At 69.2% G+C, this 2599-nt stretch carries 3 protein-coding genes; all 3 read left to right on the plus strand.

What is annotated here, in order from left to right:
• Positions 1-82 precede the first annotated feature (82 nt).
• Positions 83-892: an alpha/beta fold hydrolase gene (locus tag C1I98_RS37775; RefSeq protein WP_111172042.1), complete on the plus strand. Its 810-nt coding sequence runs from the start codon at positions 83-85 to the stop codon at positions 890-892.
• A 117-nt stretch (positions 893-1009) separates the two neighbouring features.
• Positions 1010-1642 (plus strand): TetR/AcrR family transcriptional regulator, encoded by a 633-nt coding sequence (locus C1I98_RS37780; protein WP_199537520.1) that lies wholly within the window; start codon positions 1010-1012, stop codon positions 1640-1642.
• Positions 1643-1828: 186 nt separating this feature from the next.
• The coding region (locus C1I98_RS37785) for an AfsR/SARP family transcriptional regulator (RefSeq protein WP_199537521.1) at positions 1829-2599 on the plus strand (771 nt) is incomplete at its 3' end.

Genomic DNA, 2599 nt, shown 5'->3' on the forward strand with positions numbered 1-2599 from the left:
GGGAAGGCGGTGGGATGCTCGGTGATGAGTTCCACCGATCGACGGAGTCCTGTTGGTGATGGCCGAAGAGAGGATGACGCTCATGACGACCACTGCTCACACCCTGGAGGCCGACGGCGTGCGGCTGTACTACGAGGTGCGTGGTGAGGGGCCGGTGTTGATGGTGATGGGGTCGCCGATGGCGGCGGCGGACTTCGGGGCGCTGGCGGAGGCGATGGCCGGGGAGTACACCGTTGTGACGCACGACCCGCGTGGGATCTCGGGCAGTGTGCTGGCAGACCCGGAGCAGGATTCCACGCCTGAGCTGCGGGCGGGGGATGTCGTCGCGCTGCTGGACGCGATCGGGGCCGAGACCGCGGACGTGTTCGGGAGCAGTGGCGGGGCCGTGACCGGGCTCGCGCTGGCCACGCTGTACCCGGATCGGGTGCGGACGCTGGTGGCGCACGAGCCGCCGGTGCTGGAGCTGTTGCCCGATGCCGATGAGCAGCGGGTGATGATGGACGGCATCGTCGAGACGTACCAGCGGGAGGGCGCCATGGCGGCCTGGCAGGCGTTCATCGAGGCGTTCGGGACCGGCGGCGATGACGAGGAACCACCGGAGGAGTTTCCGGAGAAGCTGCTGGAGAACAGCAGGCGGTTCTTCCTCCATGAGCTGCGGACGACGAGTGGGTATGTGCCGGATGTCGCGGCGTTGCGGGCGGGGCCGGCGCGGATCGTGGTGGGGATCGGCGCGGAATCACGGCCGCTGATGACCTACGACACCTCGACCGCGCTGAGCGCGCGGCTCGGGGTCGAGCCGGTGGAGTTCCCCGGGGAGCACGTCGGGTTTGTTGACAAGACGAAGGAGTTCGCCGAGGTACTGCGGCGGGTGCTCCGCGAGCGGGTGGCCTGATGGCGTACCGACCGGTCGGTCTTTAGCGAGAAAAGCGCAACACGCGTTTCCTTGATTTAGATACCGATCGGTCTGAAGAGTAGGGTTGGGCGCGGCGGGCCGATGCGGAGAGGCGACATGGCGGATCTCAGTCCCAGGAGCCGGAGCGATCAGGGTCGGCGCACGATCGTGCGCGACCCTGAGGGGGCGCGCCGCGCCCTGCTCGCCAGCGCCATCCAGCTCTTCGAGAAGAACGGCTACGCGGCGACGTCCGTGCAGAGCATCACCGCCGCCGCCAACCTCACCAAAGGCGCCTTCTACCACCACTTCAAGAGCAAGGAAGACCTGCTCTTCCACGTACACGACCGGTTCATCGACTACCAGCTCTACCGCGCCCGCAAGGTGGTCGCCGACGCCAAGCTGCGCGCCGACGCCAAACTGCGCCGGCTGATCGTGGAGGCGCTGCTGGAGCCGATGGTCATCTACAAGTCGGAGATGACCGTGTTCCTTCAGGAGCGCCGGTTTCTTTCCGGGGAGGTCTTCGGCGGGATCAAACGAAAGCGCGAGGAGTTCGAGCGCCATTTCGTGGAGGTGATCGAGGCCGGCATACGCGAACGCGTCTTCCGGCAGGTCGGGCCGCCGCGCATCGTGGCGTTCGGGATCATCGGAATGGGCGCCTGGACGCATGCCTGGCTCGACGGGGAGGGCGCGATCTCGCCGACGGAGATCGGTGGCACGTACGCGGAAATGGTCGTCAACGGTCTGCGCTGACGCCGGTCGGCGAACTCACGTCCCCGCAGGTTCGCGCACATCCGGTGTGCTTGACGCTCCTAAGGTGTTCGTGCAGATTGATGACGTCTTCCGGTTGGGAGCGACATGGATTTCGCGATATTAGGACCGGTCGAAGTCTGGCAGGACGGAGCCCGGATACCACTGGGAAGCACCAAACAACGGGCCATGCTGGTCGCGCTGATCGCGGACGCCAACCGGCCGGTCGCCGACCATGTGCTGATCGAGGCGTTGTGGGGCAGTGCGCCGCCCCGTACCGCCGGTGACAACCTGCGGCTTTACGCCAGCAGGCTGCGCCGGGTGCTCGGCGCCGACCGGATCGTGCGGCGGCACGGCGGGTACCTGCTCGCCGTACGGCAGGGCGAGTTGGACCTGCACCGGTTCGCGTCGCTCGCCGACGGCGGGGCGGCGGCGCTGCGGCGCGGCGAGCACGACAAGGCGGCGGGCCTGCTACGGGAGGCGCTCGCGCTGTGGCGCGGCCCCGCGTACGCCGAGCTGGAAGCCGGAGACGACGCCCCGCGCCTGGAGGAGTGGCGGCTGACCACCTTGGAGAACCGCGTCGAAGCCGACCTCGCGCTCGGCCGCGGCCCTGACCTGGTGGCCGAGCTGGTCGGCGAGGTGGCCGCGCACCCGCTGCGCGAACGGCTGCGCGGCCAGCTCATGCTCGCGCTGGCCAGGAACGGCCGGCGGGCCGAGGCGCTGACCCTGTACGCCGAGACCCGGCGGCTGCTGGCCGACGAGCTGGGCGTCGAACCCGGCCCCGAGCTGCGCGAACTCCACCTGACCATCCTCCGCGGCGAGGTCGCCCACGGCGGCGCCCCCTCGCCCGCGCAACTCCCGCTGAACATCGCCGACTTCACCGGCCGGGAGGGCGAGGTGGCGGCGCTGATCGAGCGCCTGAAGGACGACACCGCGGTGCCCGTCGTGGTGATCTCCGGG

Source organism: Spongiactinospora gelatinilytica (genome assembly GCF_003236385.1).
Lineage (GTDB): Bacteria > Actinomycetota > Actinomycetes > Streptosporangiales > Streptosporangiaceae > Spongiactinospora > Spongiactinospora gelatinilytica.

Excerpts from the sequence above, each read along its gene's own strand:
- C1I98_RS37775 (WP_111172042.1), top strand. The coding sequence starts at position 83 with ATGACGACCACTGCTCACACCCTGGAGGCCGACGGCGTGCGGCTGTAC.
- C1I98_RS37780 (WP_199537520.1), top strand. The coding sequence starts at position 1,010 with ATGGCGGATCTCAGTCCCAGGAGCCGGAGCGATCAGGGTCGGCGCACG.